This window comes from Nocardiopsis moroccensis (assembly GCF_055763695.1).
On sequence record NZ_CP199747.1, the window covers coordinates 4,644,387 to 4,663,110 of the forward strand.

Below are 18,724 nucleotides of genomic sequence, written 5' to 3' on the forward strand. Positions count from 1 at the left end.
ACAGCGACAACAGAGGGCGTGGAGGACAAAAGGGGCTGCTCCGTTCCGTTCCCCTCACTCCCGCTTCCACCTCGGAGAACGTCGGCCGGCCCCGTCAAGGACGACCTCTCCCGGGGTTCTTTGGCACGAAACTGGAATTTCCCCGGAACCAGGTGATTCCGGAAAGGCATCATAGGTTGTGTGACGACTAATTCCCGAAGCTCAACGCCCCCGCGCGCACGGCGGTCTCCCGGTGCGGCCAACGGGACCACCGCGTCGCGTGAGAACCGTGGACCCGCAAGCGTCGCCAACGAGGAACTCGCGTTCGCGCAGGCCCCTCTGCGCAGGCTCCCGGCCCAGCAACGCAGCATGGTCCGGGTCCAGCGCATGCTCGACTGCTGCGCCGACCTGCTCGACGAGGTCGGCTACGACAATCTCTCCACCACCCGGATCGCCGAACGCGCCGGGGTGGCCATCGGCTCCGTCTACCAGTTCTTCCCGGACAAGAAGGCGATCACCCAGGCCCTCGGGCTGCGTTTCCTGGACCAGTTCAGCGCCCGCGTCACCGACCGCCTGGCCGACACCTCCTTCACCCACTGGACCGTCGCCGTCGACACCATCATCGACGAGTACATCGACATGCACCGCAACGTGCCGGGTTTTCGCAGCCTGCACTTCGGTGACATAGTCGACCCCCGGCTGCTCAGCGGCGGCAGTGACAACAACCGGGTCATATCCGTACGGTTGCGCAAGATCATCGTCTCCGTCACCGGCATCACCGACGACGACGAACTCGACCGTGCCATCCACGTGGCCGTCGAGGCGGCGGACGCCGTACTCAAGCTCGCGTTCCGCGACAGCCCCGACGGCGACCCCGCCCTGGTGTACGAGGCCAAGCGCCTCGTCAGCAGCTACCTGTCCCACTTCTCCGAACGCACTGGAGGTGACCTCCCGTGGTAGCCGACGCCCCACCCCTGTCCGGTCCCGTCACCGGGACCGCCGCAGGCGTGCCCTTCCTCGCCCTGCCCCCGGCGATGCCCACCGAGTCCCCGGCACCGCTCGTCGTGGGCCTGCACGCCTTCGAGCCACCGCGCAGCGAGTCGGCCCTGGCCGGAGCCGTGCCCATGACCTCCCTCCCGGCCTGGCGGGTCTACCTCGGCCTCCCCCTGTTCGGAGCACGCCTGCCCGAGGGCGGCGTCGCCGAGATCAACCAGCGCGGGGCCCGCGACTACCTCGTCGAACTCTTCGGACCCGTGGTGGAGGAGGCCGCGGCCGAGTTGCGCCGGGTCACCGAGGAACTGCGTTCGGCCTTCCCCGTCTCCGACGCCCCGGTCGGTCTGGTCGGGGTGGGAGCCGGGGCCACCGCCGCACTGCTGGCCCTGGCCGAGGACCGGATCCCCGTGGGTGCCGCCGCGGCCATCAACCCCATCGTCGACCCCGCACTGCTGGTGGCCGCACGCGAACGCCGCACGGGCACTCCGTACCGCTGGAGCGCCCAGGCCCAACAGGCCCGGGGCTGGCTGGACCTCTCCGGAAGGGCCGCAGAGATCTCCCGCAACGCGACCCCGCTGCTCGTCGTCAACGGCGGCCGGGACGAGGTGGTCCCGTCCGCACACGGCTCGGCCTTCCACGACACCCTGGCCGCGCAGGGCGCGGGGAATGCGCTCCGTCACATCGTGGTCCCCGACCTGGCGCACGCGATCGGCCCCGAGCCCGGCCTCGAACCGGGTCCGCTCACCCCGGCCGGGGTCCTCACCGACCGGGCCCTGACCGAGTGGTTCCACCAGCACCTGGCCCCTTCCGCGCAGGTACGAGCGGTCACCGGCAGCTAGCCGGGCCCGTGCCCCGACCCGGTGAGACCGGATGGGGCACGCAGAACACCGGGGTTCACCCGGTCCACCCCTCCGGCTTCCCCCGCGGCCGCTTCCCGGACTCCGCCGCGACAGCCGGTACACGTTCCATGGGATCATCCAGGGGCGACCGCGCCGCGGTCCCATCTGACCCGTTTCGACTCATCCACCAGGAGGGCGAACCACGTGACGGAACCGGCACCGGTCCTTGCCAGCGGGGTCGACAACGAGCGGTTGAACGCGCAGCTGCGCTTCCTCCTCGAAGCGGACAAACTCAAGCGCGTCCTGCGGCAGAACCTGCTGGTGGACGGCTCCCGGCGGGAGAACTCCGCGGAGCACTCCTGGCACCTGGCCCTGTCCGCCCGCACCTTCGCCGAGTACGCACCCGAGGGCACCGACATCGACCGCGTCACCGAGATGCTGGTGATCCACGACATCGTGGAGATCGACGCGGGTGACACCTTCCTCTTCGACCAGGTGGACGCCGAGACGCAGGACGAGCGCGAACGCGCCGCCGCCGACCGCCTCTTCCCCCTGCTCCCCGAGGACCAGGCAGCGCACGCCCGTGAGCTGTGGGACGAGTTCGAGGCCCGCCGTACCCCGGAGGCCCGGTTCGCCCGCGCGGTCGACCGGTTGGCCCCGATCCTCGCCAACTGGCACAACGAGGGCGGTGCCTGGGTACGTTTCGGGGTGACCCGGGCCCAGGTCACCGAGAAGGTGAAGCTGATCGCCGAGGGCTCCGAGGCCCTGGGGGCCTACGCCGGCGCCCTGATCGACGACGCCGACCGGCGCGGCTACTTCCGCGGCGCCTGAGCGGAACCCGGGTCAGATCCGGCCCGCGACCAGCTGGACGGCGGCGGACAGCCCCACGAGCACCACGCACACGCGCAGCGCGGCCGGGCTGAGCTTACGGCCGAACCGGGCGCCCAGGTAACCGCCGATGACGGTGCCGACCGCGATCAGCCCCACCACCGGCCAGGCGGGCGAGGCGAGCGCGATGTAGAAGGCCGCCGCGGTGGTGTTGGCGATGGTGGTCATCACGTTCTTCAGCGCGTTGATCCGCTGGAGGTCGTCGTCCAGCGCGGTACCCAGGAAACTCAGCAGGATGATGCCCTGCGCGGCGGCGAAGTAGCCGCCGTAGGTACCGGTCGCGTAGGCGCCCACCGGCAGCCAGGGGCCGCCGTCGGGGCGGGCGGGCTTGCGGGAGCGGACCCACGTGGTGATACGGGGCTGGAGGATGATCAGCACGCAGGCGGCACCGATCATGAACGGCACCACGGCCTCGAACACGCCGGAGGGCAGGTGGACCAGCAGCAGCGCTCCGGTCACCGCTCCGAGGAAGGACATCGAGCCGAGCCGGAGGACCCGGGACTTCTGCCCGGCCAGCTCACGCCGGTAGGCGATGGTGCCGCTGAGCGTACCGGGGGCCAGGCCGATGGTGTTGGAGACCGTCGCAGTGATCGGCGGGTAGCCGAGCGCGAGCAGCACCGGGAAGGTGAAGAGCGTCCCGGACCCGGCGATGGCGTTGATCCCGCCGGCGGCCACACCGGCGAGCAGAATGACCAGAGCCTCCCAGAGTTCCATCGCGCCGCTTCCCGATATCTGTCGCTCCCCGACCGTCGAGGGCCAGCACAGCCTACGAGACCGGGTCATCGGATCATCAGGCCGGGGCTCGTACCGGCACGGGCCCCGGGCGACGAACGCCCGGGGCCCGACGATGGTGGTCCTCCGGTCAGGTCGGGATCTTCACGACCTCGTTCTGGATGCGTTCGAAGGCGCTGCTGACGCCCTGGAGCGCCTGCCCCATCTCGGCGGGCACGATCCACACCTTGTTGGCGTCGCCCTTGGCGATCTCGGGCAGCTTCTGCAGGTACTGGTAGGCCAGCACGTCCGGGTCGACCCGGCTCGTGTGCAGGGCCTTGAACACCATGTGGATGGCGTCGGCCTCACCCCGGGCCCTCAGGGTCTGTGCGTCCGCGTCGGCCTTGGCGGTGAGCATCTGCGCCTCGGCACTACCCTTCGCCCTCAGTACGGACGAGGAGCGCTCACCCTCGGCCCGCAGGACGGCGGCCTGCTTCTCACCCTCGGCGCTGAGCAGTTGGGCGCGCTTCTCCCGGTCCGCCCGCATCTGCATCTCCATCGCCTCCTGCACGGAGGACGGCGGCTCGATGCCCTTGAGCTCGATCCGGCTGATCTCGATGCCCCAGTCGCGGGTGGCCTCGTCCAGGACGGACTTGAGTTCGCGGTTGATCTGGTCGCGGGAAGTGAGCGTCCCCTCCAGGTTCATACCACCGATGACGTTGCGCAGGGTGGCGAGGGTGAGCTGCTCGACCGCCTGGATGAAGTTGGCGACCTCGTAGGTGGCCCGGTAGGCGTCGACCACACGGATGTACACCGCCGAGTCGACCTCGACCGCCAGGTTGTCCTCGGTGATGGCCGACTGGGGCGGGAAGCTGACCACCTGGACGCGGCGGTCGATTCGTTCCCGGACCTGGTCGACACCGGGGACCACGATGTTGAAACCGGAGCTGAGCGTCCGGTGGAACTTACCGAAACGCTCGACCACGTCCTCCATCGAGTGCGGCACGATACGCACACTGCGCCAGAAGATGATCAACAGGACGGCGACGAACAGTACGACGATGATGATCGGGGCCATGGGTTACCGGACCCCCCCGGTATCGGACCGGGTAACGGTTTTCAGCAGCGGCATCTGAGACGGCTCCGGATCTCCTGACGGGGGTGACAGGCAGCGTGGGGGGCGGACCGCGCCCCCACGGCCTCGCTCCAGGCGATGATCACAAAGCGCGCCGAAACAGAGCGATCCGCTCACTGAACGTTGACGCTACCCCATACCTATCCGGGTCGACCACATCCGGACGGAAATAGGATTAACGGACAATATATTGCCGCTATAAAAACAATCCCTATACGGCCCTGGCGGTCCACCGCTCCCCGTCACGCTCCACCTTCAGCGGCAGACCGAAGGTCTCACTGAGGTGCTCGGCGGTCATCACCTCGTCCAGCGGGCCGGCCTGTACGATCCCGCCGTCCCGCACCAGCAGGCCGTGCGTGAAGCCGGGCGGGATCTCCTCGACGTGGTGGGAGACCACGACCAGCGCGGGCGCGGACTCACTGCCCGCCAGTTTGCCCAGCCGGCGCAGCAGGTCCTCGCGGCCGCCCAGGTCGAGCCCGGCCGCGGGCTCGTCCAGGAGCAGCAGTTCCGGGTCGGACATCAGCGCGCGGGCGATCAGCACCCTCTTGCGCTCGCCCTCGGAGAGGGTGTGGAAGTACCGTTCGGCGAGGTCGCCGACGCCCCAGTGCCCCAGCAGCGCCCTGCCCCGCCCGTAGTCGGGGACCCCGTACTCCTCCCGGAAACGCCCCAGGTAACCGTAGGCGGCGCTGATGACCAGATCCAGGACCGGGGTGTCCTCCTCGATCCGGCCGGACACGGAGGCCCCCGCGTAGCCGATCAGCGGCCGCAGCTCGAACACGTCCACGCCCCCGAGGTACTCCCCCAGGATCTCCACCCTGCCCGCGGTGGGGTGGAGCTGACTGGAGGCCACGTTCAGCAGGGTCGTCTTGCCCGCGCCGTTGGGGCCGAGGATGACCCAGCGCTCGCCCTCCAGCACGGACCAGTCCACCCCGTCGAGCAGGTTCTCCCCGCCGCGTCGTACCGTGACCCCGTTCAGGCCCAGAACACGCCCGTCCATCATCCTCCTTCTCGTCACGTCCCACGCCGGTGCACGGGCCGCCCTACCCTGAAGTAATGCATTTGACGTCCGCACCGCTCGTCGCCTGGGGCAACGCCTGGCTGTCCGGCCACGTCGGGTTGGACGACGCTGTCGACGCCGTCGAACGCCGGAGCGGCCCCAACCTGATCGGGACAGTACCGCCAGGAGACCTGCCTTTCGACGGCGGCGTACCGCTGCGCACCGCGTTGGTGCACCTTCGCGGCCTGGGGTTGTCCGTGTTCCGGTTGGCGCTGCCCGCCTGGGGTGACCCGTTCGGGCTGGTGGGCCCGGCCGAACTCAACCAGGCCGCCATCGAGGCTCAGGAGGGGGTGCTGGTGCAGCTCACCGAACGGCAGGTGGGCCTGGTGCCCTCCGCCGACCGGCGTGGTTCATCCTACGTGGGCGTTTCGTGGGCCCCGTATCCGGCGAACGACACCGTCCCCCAGATCCCCGACCTCGCCGAGGCGGAACAGCGGCTGAAGCTCACCCTGGTCGAGGTCGCCGAACAGCTCCAGGGCGTGAACGACGTGGCCGGGTTCGCCCCGACCGTGCACAGGGCCCTCGGCGACCCGGGGGTCCCGGCTCTGGCCCACGGCTACCCCCCGCGCGCCCACAGGGTGGCGGCACAGGCCGAGAGGCTGGCGCGGATGGTGGAGCTCGCCGAGCCCGGATCCGGCCGGGGGCTCACCGCCCACCAGGCACGGCTGCGGCAGGAGGCCCTGCGCACGCTGGACGCGGCCGTGCGCCGGGCCCGGGTGGCCGCGCACGCGGCCATAGAGCTTCCCCGCTGAAAGTGGGACCCTGGTAGTGGTGCCGGGAATTCTCGGGGTGAAGCCAGGGGATTCACCTGATCCGCGACAGCACCGGTCGCACCGATACTGGGGTGAGAGGCCGTTCGTGGCCGACCCACAGAGGAGGAGAGCCGTCATCATGCAACCCGAGCACATCCGAGCTTCGGACGCGGACCGGGACCAGGTTGCCGAACGGCTCCGCGACGCCCTGGCGGAAGGCCGCCTCAGCCCGGTCGAACACGAGGAGCGGCTGGACACCCTGTACAGGGCCAAGACCATCGGTGAGCTCGGCCCGATCATCTCCGATCTGCCCGGAAACGCCGCTCCGCACCGCGGCGGCCCCGACAACGGCATGGAGGTCCTCGGCAGCGAGGCCCGTGACCTGGCCGGTCAGAGCAAGGGTTCGGAGAACCTCGTGGCGGTCTTCGGCGGATGTGAACGCCGCGGCCGATGGCTGGTCGAACCCCGTACCAACGTGTCGGTCCTGTGCGGAGGGGTCGAGCTGGACCTGCGCGAGGCGGTGCTGAGCCAGCACGAGGTGACCATCCAGCTCGCCGTGATCCTGGGCGGGGTGGAGATCACGGTGCCCCACGGGGTACGGGTGATCAACAACACGTCGGCGATTCTCGGTGGTACGGACCTGCACGGAACGGACCAGGTCACAGACCCGAACGCCCCCGTCCTGCATCTGACCGGGACGTGCATGCTGGGCGGGGTGGACGTGAAGGCCAAAAAGGCGAAGAAGAAGCGCAAGAAGTGAACGTCTTTCTGTCCACATAGTGAACTAGCTGCGAAAACCTCCGCCCCTGCCAGTCACTCCCGCCCCATGGCCGAGTACCGTGGACAACGCCATGAGTGATGAATCCACGTTGTTGGTAACGGTGACCGGGCGCGACCGCCCGGGCATCAGCGCACGCCTTCTGAGCACCCTCTCCGTCTTCCCCGTCACCATCGTCGACCTTGAGCAGGTCGTGTTGGGCGGACGGCTGGTCCTGGGCTCGGTCCTGGAGGTCGACGAGCGGGTCGCTCCGGGGGTGAGTCGCCGGCGGGTCTTCGAGGAGGTCCGCGCCGCCCTGGACAAGACCGCGATCGACCTCGACATGGAGGTCGAGTACGGCGCCGGCAACGGACGGGTGAACGAGACCTCCGCGGAGAGGCTCCACGTGACCGTCCTGGCCGCCCCGCTCCGCCCCGGCGCCCTGGGCGCCATCACCTCCTGTGTGGCCCGCTCGGGTGCCAACATCGACCGGATCGAACGGCTTTCCGGTTACCCGGTGACGTCCGTGGAGATGGAGATCTCCGGCGGCAATCCGGACCAGCTCCGTGCCGAACTGGCCATGGAGTCCGCCACCCAGGGCGTGGACGTGGCCGTCCAGTCCAGCGGCCTGCACCGCCGCGGCAAGCACCTCATCGTCATGGACGTCGACTCGACCCTGATTCAGGGCGAGGTCATCGAGCTCCTCGCCGCACACGCGGGCTGCGAGCAGGAGGTCGCCAAGGTCACCGAGGAGGCCATGCGGGGCGAGCTGGACTTCGAGGAGTCGCTCCGCCGCCGTGTCTCCCTCCTCAAGGGCCTGGACGTGTCCGCCATCGACCTGGTCCGGGACGAGATCGAGCTGACCCCGGGCGCCCGTACGCTGGTCCGCACCCTGAAGCGCCTGGGCTACGAGTGCGGAATCGTCAGCGGCGGCTTCACCCAGATCACCGACGTCCTCGTGGAGCGCCTGGACCTGGACTACTCGGCGGCCAACACCCTCGAAATCATCGACGGCAAACTCACCGGCGAACTGGTGGGCCCCATCATCGACCGCAAGGGCAAAGCCACCACCCTCCAGCGCTTCGCGGAGGAGGCCGGCGTCCCCCTGGCCCAGACCGTCGCTATCGGCGACGGCGCCAACGACCTCGACATGCTCCAGACCGCCGGCCTGGGCGTGGCCTTCAACGCCAAACCCGTGGTGCGCCAACAGGCCGATACCTCGGTCAACGTGCCGTACCTGGACACGATCGCTTTCATCCTCGGCATCACCCGCGAGGAAATCGAAGCCGCCGACCTCCACGCCTGACCCCCACCAACCCCCTCACGCCCTGGGGGTTGCCGCGCTTGTCAGGCTCCCGGCCCCCAAGGGGTTGTGAACCCGGACCATCCGCTGTTTGAAGCCGCACCCGCGCAGACCCCCTCAGCCCCAGGGGGTCACAGAACGTGCACCTGGTTTACCCTCCCCCAGTGGTGGGGGTAGGCCGGAGCGCGGTGGGCGGCGCCCGGACACAGGGGGTTTTCGCCAGGGCTGGGGACACGCATCTCTGGAACACATCAGTGGTCCAGGGGGTTGGCGAGCTACGGGCCTCGCCCTTTTCCAGAACCAGACGTAGAAAGATCAAGCACGTCCCGCGAGGTGCGTAGCGGCCTCCGAGTACGCCCTACACCAGCCCCCACAGGGCTCAGCCGGACGAACACCGGGCCCAGACCACCCCAGGGGGGTGCCTTGAACCCCGACCACAGACCGTTGGAAGGCACCACCCGCGCAGACCCCCGCACCCCCACCACGGTGATCTTGCTACCAGAAGCAACCTCGGCGCCGACATTGCTCCTGGTAGCAAGATCACCGCAAAAAAGAGGAGCCGAACCCACCCACCCGGAAAAACCCCTCCAAGCCACCCCCGGGAGGGCCGGCACCCCGACCCTGGGGGCCTGCACCCCAGCCCCCAGGGGGCGGGCCCCGGGAGGGCGGGCACCCCCCGGGGGGCCGGCACCCCAGCCAACAACCCCGCTTTTCACATGTTCACAAACCACCACAAAAAAAGAAGAGAGAGAAGCCCGCACCAGCGAACCCCTCCCCCTTCTTCTCAAGAAAAACCGTGGCAGCGACCTACTCTCCCACCCCACCACAGGGCAGTACCATCAGCGCAAGGAGACTTAACGACCGGGTTCGGAATGAGACCGAGTGTGACCCTCCTGCTACAACCACCACGGAAACCAACAACCACCCCGCAAGCTCAACCCCACCCAAAACAGGGGAACCCACACGGCGGAAAACCGTGAACATAGTGTGCGCGAACATCCAATTATCTGCAGCGGACAAGCCCTCGGCCTATTAGTACCGGTCAGCTCCACCCCTCACAAGGCTTCCACACCCGGCCTATCAACCCTGTCGTCTACAGGGAGCCTTACCCTCTCCAGGAGGCAGGAGACCTCATCTCGAAGCAAGCTTCCCGCTTAGATGCTTTCAGCGGTTATCTCTCCCGAACGTAGCCAACCAGCCATGCCCTTGGCAGGACAACTGGCACACCAGAGGTTCGTCCGTCCCGGTCCTCTCGTACTAGGGACAGCCCTTCTCAAGTCTCCAACGCGCACAGCGGATAGGGACCGAACTGTCTCACGACGTTCTAAACCCAGCTCGCGTGCCGCTTTAATGGGCGAACAGCCCAACCCTTGGGACCAACTCCAGCCCCAGGATGCGACGAGCCGACATCGAGGTGCCAAACCATCCCGTCGATATGGACTCTTGGGGAAGATCAGCCTGTTATCCCCGGGGTACCTTTTAGCCGTTGAGCGACACCGCTTCCACACGCCGGTGCCGGATCACTAGTCCCAGCTTTCGCTCCTGCTCGACACGTCCGTCTCACAGTCAAGCTCCCTTGTGCACTTACACTCAACACCTGATTACCAACCAGGCTGAGGGAACCTTTGGGCGCCTCCGTTACTCTTTGGGAGGCAACCGCCCCAGTTAAACTACCCACCAGACACTGTCCCCGAACCGGATCACGGTCCAAAGTTAGATGCCCGAAACAGTCAGAGTGGTATTTCACCAACGCCTCCACCGCCACTAGCGTGACGACTTCACCGGCTCCCACCTATCCTACACAAACCATCCCAAACACCAATGTCAAGCTATAGTGAAGGTCCCGGGGTCTTTCCGTCCTGCTGCGCGAAACGAGCATCTTTACTCGTAGTGCAATTTCACCGGGCCCATGGTTGAGACAGTGGGGAAGTCGTTACGCCATTCGTGCAGGTCGGAACTTACCCGACAAGGAATTTCGCTACCTTAGGATGGTTATAGTTACCACCGCCGTTTACTGGCGCTTAGATTCCTAGCTTCGCCGGGGCGAACCCCAACTAACCAGTCCTCTTAACGTTCCAGCACCGGGCAGGCGTCAGTCCGTATACAGCGTCTTACGACTTCGCACGGACCTGTGTTTTTAATAAACAGTCGCTTCCCCCCGCTATCTGCGACCCCACCCAGCTCAGGCCGTAAAGACCGTCACCAGACAGGGCTCCCCTTCTCCCAAAGTTACGGGGACAATTTGCCGAGTTCCTTAACCATGGTTCACCCGAACGCCTCGGTATTCTCTACCTGACCACCTGCGTCGGTTTAGGGTACTGGCCACACACGAACTCGCTAGAGGCTTTTCTCGACAGCATGGGATCACTCACTTCACCAAAAACGGCTCGGCATCACGTCTCAGCCTCAACGAGAGGCGGATTTACCTACCCCTCGGCCTACACGCTTACCCCCGGACAACCACCGCCGGGTAGAGCTACCCTCCTGCGTCACCCCATCACTTACCTACTACAAGCTCGGGTCCCAGACCAGATACAAACAATCTCCCGAAGGATTTTGAAAGATCCGGCGTGGTTAGCATCACCTGATTCAGTATTGGACGCTCATGCACGGGTACGGGAATATCAACCCGTTATCCATCGACTACGCCTGTCGGCCTCGCCTTAGGTCCAGACTCACCCTGGGCGGATTAACCTGCCCCAGGAACCCTTAGTCAATCGGCGGCAACGTTTCTCACGTTGCTTTCGCTACTCATGCCTGCATTCTCACTCGCACACCCTCCACCACACGATCACTCGGCAGCTTCACTGGATGCACGACGCTCCCCTACCAACCCAGCCCTCAACGGGCTGAACTTCACAGCTTCGGCGGTGTACTTAAGCCCCGCTACATTATCGGCGCAGAACCACTTGACCAGTGAGCTATTACGCACTCTTTAAAGGATGGCTGCTTCTAAGCCAACCTCCTGGTTGTCTGGGCAACTCCACAACCTTTCCCACTTAGCACACGCTTAGGGGCCTTAGCTGATGATCTGGGCTGTTTCCCTCTCGACTACGAAGCTTATCCCCCGCAGTCTCACTGCCACGCTTCACTTCACCGGCATTCGGAGTTTGTCTGACGTCAGTAACCTTGTCGGGCCCATCAGCCAAACAGTAGCTCTACCTCCAGCAAGAAACACGTGACGCTGCACCTAAATGCATTTCGGGGAGAACCAGCTATCACGGAGTTTGATTGGCCTTTCACCCCTACCCACACCTCATCCCCCAGATTTTCAACTCTGGTGGGTTCGGGCCTCCACGAGGTCTTACCCCCGCTTCACCCTGGACATGGGTAGATCACTCCGCTTCGGGTCCACAGCATGCGACTCAACCGCCCTATTCAGACTCGGTTTCCCTACGGCTACCCCACCCGGGTTAACCTTGCCACACACCATGACTCGCAGGCTCATTCTTCAAAAGGCACGCCATCACCAGGAACAAGTCCCAGCTCTGACGGCTTGACAGCACACGGTTTCAGGTACTATTTCACGACCCCTCACCGGGGCACTTTTCACCTTTCCCTCACGGTACTAGTGCACTATCGGTCATCAGGACGTATTTTGGCTTAGCAGGTGGTCCTGCCAGATTCACACGGAATTTCTCGGGCTCCGCGCTACTCGGGAACACACCAACACCTAGACTCTTCCTTCACCTACGGGACTCTCACCCACTCCGGTACCGCTTCCCAACGGATTCAGCTAGAAGAACCATCAGCGCTCCAGGCCGACAGACCTGGAAAGATGCACCCCACAACCCCGCACACGCAACGACTGCCGTCTATCACACGCATACGGTTTAGCCTCTTCCCCGTTCGCTCACCACTACTAGGAGAATCACTGTTGTTTACTCTTCCTACGGGTACTGAGATGTTTCACTTCCCCGCGTCACCACCAACTACCCTATACATTCAGGTAGCGGCAACCCGACACAACTCGGGCTAGGTTTCCCCATTCGGACACCCGCGGATCAAAGCTCGGTTGACAGCTCCCCGCGGCCTATCGTGGCCTCCCACGTCCTTCATCGGCGCCTGATGCCAAGGCATCCACCGTGTGCCACTATCACTTGGCCACTACAGATAATAAGATGCTCGCGCACACTATTCACAAGTCAAAACACCCACCACAAACCCCGATACCTCAACACCAGCACCAGCTGGGAGTTCTCAGGGGTGGTCCAGGGGAACCAACCAGACCACCCGCCCCCACCCATGGTGAAGGCCGATGGCCACGATTGCTTCCTCAGATACCCAACAGCGCGCCCCCCGGTGCTTCTAGTCACCAGAGGTATGAGTCCGATTCTCTTCAGCCACTCCCGAACACCTGCCGGCCATCAAGACCAGCACGCTCGGGTCCACTTTCGAGTCCGACCAACGATAGGAAAAAGTTGGCCTTCAAAAGACTCCTTAGAAAGGAGGTGATCCAGCCGCACCTTCCGGTACGGCTACCTTGTTACGACTTCGTCCCAATCGCCAGCCCCACCTTCACTCATTCCCTCCCCGAAGGGTTAGGCCACAAGTTTCGGGTGTTGCCGACTTTCATGACGTGACGGGCGGTGTGTACAAGGCCCGGGAACGTATTCACCGCGGCGTTGCTGATCCGCGATTACTAGCGACTCCACCTTCATGGGGTCGAGTTGCAGACCCCAATCCGAACTGAGACCGGCTTTAAGGGATTCGCTCCACCTTACGGTATCGCACGCCCATTGTACCGGCCATTGTAGCATGTTTGCAGCCCAAGACATAAGGGGCATGATGACTTGACGTCGTCCCCACCTTCCTCCGAGTTGACCCCGGCAGTCTCCCATGAGTCCCCACCATTACGTGCTGGCAACATGGAACAAGGGTTGCGCTCGTTGCGGGACTTAACCCAACATCTCACGACACGAGCTGACGACAGCCATGCACCACCTGTCACCCACCAACTAAATGACCCTGTATCTCTACAGGTCCACGGGTGATGTCAAACCTTGGTAAGGTTCTTCGCGTTGCGTCGAATTAAGCAACATGCTCCGCCGCTTGTGCGGGCCCCCGTCAATTCCTTTGAGTTTTAGCCTTGCGGCCGTACTCCCCAGGCGGGGCGCTTAATGCGTTAGCTACGGCGCGGAAACCGTGGAAAGTCCCCACACCTAGCGCCCAACGTTTACGGCATGGACTACCAGGGTATCTAATCCTGTTCGCTCCCCATGCTTTCGCTCCTCAGCGTCAGGTAAGGCCCAGAGACCCGCCTTCGCCACCGGTGTTCCTCCTGATATCTGCGCATTTCACCGCTACACCAGGAATTCCAGTCTCCCCTACCTACCTCTAGCATGCCCGTATCCACTGCAGAACCGGGGTTAAGCCCCGGTCTTTCACAGCAGACGCGACACGCCGCCTACGAGCTCTTTACGCCCAATAATTCCGGACAACGCTCGGACCCTACGTATTACCGCGGCTGCTGGCACGTAGTTAGCCGGTCCTTATTCCCCACCTACCGTCAACCCCGAGAGAACCCGGGGCCTGCGTTGGTGGTAAAAGAGGTTTACAACCCGAAGGCCGTCATCCCCCACGCGGCGTCGCTGCATCAGGCTTTCGCCCATTGTGCAATATTCCCCACTGCTGCCTCCCGCAGGAGTCTGGGCCGTGTCTCAGTCCCAGTGTGGCCGGTCGCCCTCTCAGGCCGGCTACCCGTAATCGCCTTGGTAGGCCTTTACCCCACCAACAAGCTGATAGGCCGCGAGCCCATCCCTGACCGATAAAACTTTCCACACACCACCAGGAGATGGTGTGTCATATCCGGTATTAGACGGCGTTTCCACCGCTTATCCCGGAGTCAGGGGCAGGTTGCTCACGTGTTACTCACCCGTTCGCCGCTCGTGTACCCCGAAGGGCCTTACCGCTCGACTTGCATGTGTTAAGCACGCCGCCAGCGTTCGTCCTGAGCCAGGATCAAACTCTCCATAAAGGTCCTACAACCCTACCCGGCGACCCGAGGGTCTGCCTGGGACGGGTAAACCTAGAAGAAATCCTGACCAACCAACTCGCGTTGGTTAATCAAAGGAACCCTACGCACCGTGGTGCGTCGGGGCCAAAACAAACATGGCTTAAAGAAAATCAAACACGCGCTGTTGAGTTCTCAAGAAACAATCGCTTTTCCCGTACAAGCTCCGGAACGTGTGTTCCGGTTGCTCTTCCGTGGAAGGCTTTGTCGCGGTCCGGCCGCTGTTGCGACTTTCTCGCTGTGTTGTGTCTTTACTTTATCAGGTGTTCCGCGCCCCGCCAAATCGGCGGTTTGTGTCTTTCCTGATCGGGGTAAAGCCCGTGTGCTCCGTTTGCCTTTGCGTTTCCGCTGGGCTTTTGAAGCGACTCTCCGAAGTTTACATGCCCCGAGCACCGCTCGAACCACCGTGTTTCGAAAAGAGAAGATGTCTGACTCGAATATCCGATCACGCCCGCAGAGAGCCCGCGTTCGCTTCGACCGAGAGATCGTGGCCCCCTTGCGGCCTTGGGCCGGTCGGAGGCGACTCGGGGAACATTACTCCCCGACCCGGGGCGATGCAAACCCTGGGGCCAGTGACCTGGGTCACACCTCGTCGCGCTGCCGGTGCGTCCCCTGCAACATCCCCACCACACCTCACCCCCACCACACCTCGGTGCCCTTGGGCACCCTCGCCGGCGCTCTCAGTTGAGGATGCTTCCGGTGCCCGTCCCCGGTGCGGTGTAGAGCCACTCCACTTCGAGCTCCACCGCGGCGACGGTCGCCGGGGAGTAGGCGACGAGGGCCTCACTCCCGACGAAGGACGCGGCCACCTGGGCGACTGCCGGGTTGTGGCCGACCAGCAGGACCGTGCGTACCTCGGGGTCCACGTAGCTGACCAGTTCCAGGAGTTCGTCCGCCGACGCGAGGTAGGCGGCCTCCGTGTAGTCGACCTCCGGTGAAAGGTCCATGGCTCCCAGCACCCCGTCCAGGGTCTGGCGGGTGCGCCTGGCCGCGGAGCAGATCACGTGGTCCGGTTCATAGCTCCGCTCGGTGAGCAGCTGTCCGACCCGCTCGGCCTGTCGGCGCCCCTTGTCGGTGAGCTCTCGGTCGTGGTCCATGACGCCGTACCCGTCTTCGGCCTTGGCGTGACGCATCAGCAGGAGGGTCCGGGTCATGACGCCAACACCGTCGCGACCACGGACAGCAGACCGATGAAGCCCACCATCACCCCCACGACGACCAACAGCCCTTTCATTCCCGACACCGTCGAACCACTCCTCTTGACCGTTCCGGACCGTTCCAGTGCGGGTCCGTACATCCAGGTTAGGTGCGCCCTTCCATGCCGGAACCGGGCCCCCGGTCCGGCCGGGTAGCCCCGCCCTGATCCGACCCCGCACTGATTCGGCCCCGATCGACCCGACCGCGGTCACCCCGAGCGCAAGCGGCGCGGCCGCCCGGGATTCCGGACGGCCGCGCGTGGATGTCGGAGCTACGGAAGGACAGCGGCGGGACCGCGCAGACGTCGCCTCGGCCGCGGCAGAGAGGACCTGCGACCAGGACGGCAGTCGGGGGGCCGCACCGGGACGGTCGTCAGCCCTGGCCCGCGTCCCCGGCCCGGGCCTCCTCCTTCCGATCCCCCTCCTGGCCCTCCGGGCCCGGGTCAGTACCGTCCCCGGCAGCCGTGGAGTCCTCCCCGTCACCGGTGACGGCGTCGCCACCACCCGACTCGGGGGCGTCCTTGGGCGCGGACTCACCACCGATCTCCGCAAGGTCGGTCTCGGTACCGGAACCCCGGTTCTTCGACCACAGGACGGCGCCGACGAGCACGCCGACCGCGACCACGGTCACCCCGACCCTCAGGGCGGTGTTGTCCGCGTAGATCACCACACTGGGCGCGACGATCAGGGCGACGAGGTTCATCACCTTGAGCAGCGGGTTGATGGCCGGGCCCGCGGTGTCCTTGAAGGGGTCACCGACGGTGTCGCCGATGACCGTGGCCTCGTGGGCGGCGGAACCCTTGCCACCGTGGTGGCCGTCCTCCACGAGCTTCTTCGCGTTGTCCCAGGCGCCGCCGGAGTTGGACAGGAACACCGCCATGAGCACCCCGGCGGCGATGGCACCGCCGAGGAAGGCGCCGAGCGGTGCGTACCCGAAGGCGAATCCGACCGCGATCGGAGCGAGGACCGCCAGGAGACCGGGGGTGACCAGTTCCCGCAGCGAGTCCTTGGTGCAGATGTCGACGACCCGCGCGTACTCGGGCTTCTCCGTGCCGTCCATGATCCCCGGGCGGGTGCGGAACTGGTTGCGCACTTCCAGGACCACGCGCTGGGCGGCGCGGCCCACCGCCATGATCGCCAGACCGGAGAAGAAGAACACGACGCTGGCGCCGATGATCACACCGACGAGTACGTCGGGCTGGTCCAGGGAGAGGGAGAAGACCTCCGTGTCACCGAGGCGTTCCTGGACGGAGGTGCGGAAGGCCCCGAAGAGCGCGGTGGCGGCCAGGACCGCCGTGGCGATCGCGATGCCCTTGGTGATCGCCTTGGTGGTGTTGCCGACGGCGTCGAGCCCGGTGAGGATGTCGGCGCCCTTGCCCTCGACGTCCCCGGACATCTCCGCGATGCCCTGGGCGTTGTCGGAGACCGGCCCGAAGGTGTCCATCGCCACGATGATGCCGACGGTGGTGAGGAGGCCGGTTCCGGCGAGGGCCACGGCGAACAGGCTGAGGGTGATGGAGCCGCCGCCGAGCAGGAATGCGGCGTACACGGCGCCCGCGATGAGCAGGGCCGAGTAGACCGCGGACTCCAACCCCACCGAGATTCCGGAGAGGATGACGGTGGCCGCACCGGTCTTCGAGCTCTCGCCGATGTCCTTGACCGGGCGCTTGTCGGTTTCGGTGAAGTAGCCGGTGAGCAGTTGGATGGCGGCTGCGAGCACCAGGCCGATGAGGACCGCCGCGACCGCGATGAACCTCGGGTCGGGGTCGGTGCCCGCGGCGCTGATCTCCTCCATGACGGTGTCGCTGACTCCGGACATCTCCTCGAAGCTGCCGGGCAGGTACCAGAAGGCGGTCGCGGTGACCAGGAGCGCGGAGATCGCGGCGGAGATGAAGAAGCCCCGGTTGATCGCGGTCATCGCGGTCCGGTCCTTGGCCCTGGGCGCCACGATGAAGATGCCGATGATGGCGGTGATGACACCGATCATCGGGACCAGCAGCGGGAAGACCAGGCCTTCGGTGCCGAAGGCGACGCGGCCGAGGATGAGCGAGGCGACGAGCACCACGGCGTAGGACTCGAAGAGGTCGGCGGCCATACCCGCGCAGTCCCCGACGTTGTCACCGACGTTGTCCGCGATGGTGGCGGCGTTGCGCGGGTCATCCTCCGGGATGCCCTGTTCGACCTTGCCGACGAGGTCGGCGCCGACGTCGGCCGCCTTGGTGAAGATGCCACCGCCGACACGCATGAACATCGCGAGGAGGGCGGCACCGAAGCCGAAGCCCTCCAGGACGATGGGGGCGTCGCCCCGGTAGAGGATGACGACGAGTGCGGCGCCGAACAGTCCGAGGCCGACGGTGATCATGCCGGCGACGCCACCGGTGCGGAAGGCGATCCGCATGGCCTTGTGGTTGTCGTTCTCGCCGCCGCCGCGTGCGGCCGCGGCGACCCGGACGTTGCCGCGTACCGCGAGCCACATCCCGATGAAGCCGGTGGCCGCGGACAGCAGGGCGCCCAGAGCGAAGAAGACCGACCTGCCGATAGCGATGCCCCAGGTGTCCGCCGGTAGCAGGAGCAGGAGCAGCGGAATGGCGACGATGAACACCGCGAGGGTTTGGAACTGGCGTTTCAGGTAGGCCGCGGCGCCTTCCTGGACCGCGAACGCGATGTTGCGCATGCGTTCGGTGCCCTGGCCGGCAGCGAGGACCTCGCGGACCAGCATCCCCGCGACGGCGAGCGCGAGTAGCGCGACGACCATGACGACGATGACGAGGGTGAGGTCCCGGCCCTCCAACGCCAGGGCGATGCCGCTTTCAGTAGCGAGATTGAGCCCAGACAATCCGTCCTCCTTGAGACGGGCACGTCCTTTTCGGCCCCGTTGCCGAAGGTGTGCGGGACGTTTGCCTCGTGGGCTCCGGTGCCGCGCACCGCCGTGGGCGTACCGCCGCCCCGAAAGGCTCCTGAACTGGCTCGACGGCACGCTTGTCGGGGTCGAAGCAGTGCCACCTTTCTGTGTGGTGCACGCCGCCCGCAGTTGCTCACGCGCGGACGGTGATCCGGGGATTCTACGCACGGGAGGGATTGAATATCAGGGCCCGTTCGGC

General features: G+C 65.5%; 11 protein-coding genes and 3 rRNA genes. 6 read left to right on the top strand and 8 right to left on the bottom strand.

Features of this window, described 5'->3' with window-relative positions:
* Positions 1 to 348: 348 nt before the first annotated feature.
* The 3 genes from ACUKCB_RS20510 to ACUKCB_RS20520 all read left to right on the top strand — a co-directional run bounded on the left by ACUKCB_RS20510 (position 349) and on the right by ACUKCB_RS20520 (position 2,642).
* Positions 349 to 939, top strand: a complete 591-nt coding sequence (locus tag ACUKCB_RS20510) for a TetR/AcrR family transcriptional regulator (protein ID WP_473037218.1) — start codon at positions 349 to 351, stop codon at positions 937 to 939.
* Positions 933 to 1,811 (top strand): alpha/beta hydrolase family protein, encoded by an 879-nt coding sequence (locus ACUKCB_RS20515; protein WP_473037219.1) that lies wholly within the window; start codon positions 933 to 935, stop codon positions 1,809 to 1,811. Before ACUKCB_RS20510 ends, ACUKCB_RS20515 begins: the two co-directional genes overlap by 7 nt.
* A 204-nt stretch (positions 1,812 to 2,015) precedes the next feature.
* The gene (locus tag ACUKCB_RS20520; protein WP_473037220.1) at positions 2,016 to 2,642 is read left to right on the top strand and encodes an HD domain-containing protein; all 627 of its coding nucleotides are present in this window, start codon (positions 2,016 to 2,018) and stop codon (positions 2,640 to 2,642) included.
* Between the two features lie 12 nt (positions 2,643 to 2,654).
* Here the strand turns inward: ACUKCB_RS20520 and ACUKCB_RS20525 are convergent, their stop codons facing one another.
* The 3 genes from ACUKCB_RS20525 to ACUKCB_RS20535 form a co-directional block, all read right to left on the bottom strand.
* Positions 2,655 to 3,413, bottom strand: coding sequence for a sulfite exporter TauE/SafE family protein (locus ACUKCB_RS20525; protein ID WP_473037221.1), 759 nt, complete (start codon positions 3,411 to 3,413; stop codon positions 2,655 to 2,657).
* 148 nt (positions 3,414 to 3,561) lie between these two features.
* The gene (locus ACUKCB_RS20530) at positions 3,562 to 4,488 is read right to left on the bottom strand and encodes an SPFH domain-containing protein (RefSeq protein WP_191273813.1); all 927 of its coding nucleotides are present in this window, start codon (positions 4,486 to 4,488) and stop codon (positions 3,562 to 3,564) included.
* A gap of 268 nt (positions 4,489 to 4,756) precedes the next feature.
* Positions 4,757 to 5,542, bottom strand: coding sequence for an ABC transporter ATP-binding protein (locus ACUKCB_RS20535; protein ID WP_473037222.1), 786 nt, complete (start codon positions 5,540 to 5,542; stop codon positions 4,757 to 4,759).
* Positions 5,543 to 5,598: 56 nt separating this feature from the next.
* On the opposite strand from ACUKCB_RS20535, the gene ACUKCB_RS20540 reads away from it, so the two are divergent.
* The 3 genes from ACUKCB_RS20540 to serB all read left to right on the top strand — a co-directional run bounded on the left by ACUKCB_RS20540 (position 5,599) and on the right by serB (position 8,417).
* Entirely contained in the window at positions 5,599 to 6,354 is a 756-nt protein-coding gene (locus ACUKCB_RS20540) for a hypothetical protein (protein ID WP_473037223.1), read from the top strand.
* Positions 6,355 to 6,493: 139 nt separating this feature from the next.
* Complete coding sequence (locus ACUKCB_RS20545; RefSeq protein WP_473037224.1) at positions 6,494 to 7,114, top strand: DUF1707 SHOCT-like domain-containing protein; 621 nt, start codon at positions 6,494 to 6,496, stop codon at positions 7,112 to 7,114.
* Between the two features lie 91 nt (positions 7,115 to 7,205).
* Positions 7,206 to 8,417 (top strand): phosphoserine phosphatase SerB, encoded by a 1,212-nt coding sequence (gene serB, locus ACUKCB_RS20550; RefSeq protein ID WP_452540187.1) that lies wholly within the window; start codon positions 7,206 to 7,208, stop codon positions 8,415 to 8,417.
* Positions 8,418 to 9,208: 791 nt separating this feature from the next.
* Here the strand turns inward: serB and rrf are convergent.
* The 5 genes from rrf to ACUKCB_RS20575 form a co-directional block, all read right to left on the bottom strand.
* Positions 9,209 to 9,324, bottom strand: a 5S ribosomal RNA gene (gene rrf / locus ACUKCB_RS20555).
* Positions 9,325 to 9,425: 101 nt separating this feature from the next.
* Positions 9,426 to 12,521 (bottom strand): 23S ribosomal RNA (locus ACUKCB_RS20560).
* A 337-nt stretch (positions 12,522 to 12,858) separates the two neighbouring features.
* Positions 12,859 to 14,391, bottom strand: a 16S ribosomal RNA gene (locus ACUKCB_RS20565).
* The 16S, 23S and 5S rRNA genes sit together here, the layout of an rRNA operon.
* A gap of 716 nt (positions 14,392 to 15,107) precedes the next feature.
* Positions 15,108 to 15,581 (bottom strand): SixA phosphatase family protein, encoded by a 474-nt coding sequence (locus tag ACUKCB_RS20570; RefSeq protein WP_473037225.1) that lies wholly within the window; start codon positions 15,579 to 15,581, stop codon positions 15,108 to 15,110.
* Positions 15,582 to 15,996: 415 nt separating this feature from the next.
* Positions 15,997 to 18,459 carry a sodium-translocating pyrophosphatase gene (locus ACUKCB_RS20575; protein WP_473037226.1) on the bottom strand — a complete coding sequence of 821 codons (2,463 nt, stop codon included), beginning with the start codon at positions 18,457 to 18,459 and terminating at the stop codon, positions 15,997 to 15,999.
* Between the last annotated feature and the right edge of the window lie 265 nt (positions 18,460 to 18,724).

Bases quoted from the DNA above. Each gene is read 5' to 3' on its own strand.
- ACUKCB_RS20510 (WP_473037218.1), top strand. From the start codon at position 349: ATGGTCCGGGTCCAGCGCATGCTCGACTGCTGCGCCGACCTGCTCGAC.
- ACUKCB_RS20525 (WP_473037221.1), bottom strand. From the start codon at position 3,413: ATGGAACTCTGGGAGGCTCTGGTCATTCTGCTCGCCGGTGTGGCCGCC.
- ACUKCB_RS20530 (WP_191273813.1), bottom strand. From the start codon at position 4,488: ATGGCCCCGATCATCATCGTCGTACTGTTCGTCGCCGTCCTGTTGATC.
- ACUKCB_RS20535 (WP_473037222.1), bottom strand. From the start codon at position 5,542: ATGGACGGGCGTGTTCTGGGCCTGAACGGGGTCACGGTACGACGCGGC.
- ACUKCB_RS20540 (WP_473037223.1), top strand. From the start codon at position 5,599: ATGCATTTGACGTCCGCACCGCTCGTCGCCTGGGGCAACGCCTGGCTG.
- ACUKCB_RS20545 (WP_473037224.1), top strand. From the start codon at position 6,494: ATGCAACCCGAGCACATCCGAGCTTCGGACGCGGACCGGGACCAGGTT.
- serB (WP_452540187.1), top strand. From the start codon at position 7,206: ATGAGTGATGAATCCACGTTGTTGGTAACGGTGACCGGGCGCGACCGC.
- ACUKCB_RS20570 (WP_473037225.1), bottom strand. From the start codon at position 15,581: ATGACCCGGACCCTCCTGCTGATGCGTCACGCCAAGGCCGAAGACGGG.